General features: G+C 63.1%; 1 pseudogene. It reads right to left on the bottom strand.

Annotation, left to right across the window (positions count from 1 at the left end):
- Positions 1-102: 102 nt before the first annotated feature.
- Positions 103-672, bottom strand: a pseudogene (locus tag B4920_RS30660) (IS66 family transposase); the annotation flags it as partial.

The raw sequence follows: 672 nt of genomic DNA, 5'->3' as shown, positions 1-672 counted from the left end.
CGTCTTCCATCGCCGTACTCATGTGTCCTTCCTTTCAAGGTTAACACCTGAGCAGGGTTTTACTGGGTCAATACACCCCGGTCATCCCCTCTTGACCGTGCCTCAGGCTGAATCCGGCCTCCACCGATGTGGCAACAACTCCCCGATCCGACTCTGCGGCTGAGTCGGCAGGCGGGTGAGGACATCCTTCAGGTAAGCGTAGGGCTCATGCCCATTCAAGCGCGCCGACTGGATCAGACTCATGATCGCCGCCGCTCGCTTGCCGGCGCGCAGCGAACCCGCAAAGAGCCAGTTCTTGCGGCCGATGGCAATCGGCCGGATCTGGTTCTCGATCCAGTTGTTGTCGATGGGCGCGCGCCCATCCGTCAGGTAATGGGTCAGTGCCGCCTAGCGTTTGAGGGTGTAGTCGATGGCTTTGGCGCTGGATGACCCGTTGGGAATCTTGCTCCGACACGCCAGCAGCCAGGCTTTCAAGCCTTCCAGCAGCGGCCGGGCATGCGTTTCTCGCCGCGCCTGGCGGGCTTCGGCCTTCAGCGCCCGCGCGTCTTGCTCGATGCCGTAGAGGGCGGCGATCTGCTCCAGCGCCTCACCGGCAATCTGGCTCTGCCCGTGTTCCTGAAGCTCGAAGAACTTGCGTCGGGCGTGGGCCATGCAGCCCGCTTCGGTCACGCC

The organism is Zoogloea sp. LCSB751, from assembly GCF_002028455.1.
Taxonomy (GTDB): Bacteria; Pseudomonadota; Gammaproteobacteria; order Burkholderiales; family Rhodocyclaceae; genus Zoogloea.
Note: the sequence above shows the minus strand (reverse complement) of the source record. Positions and strands in the feature narration are given on the sequence as shown.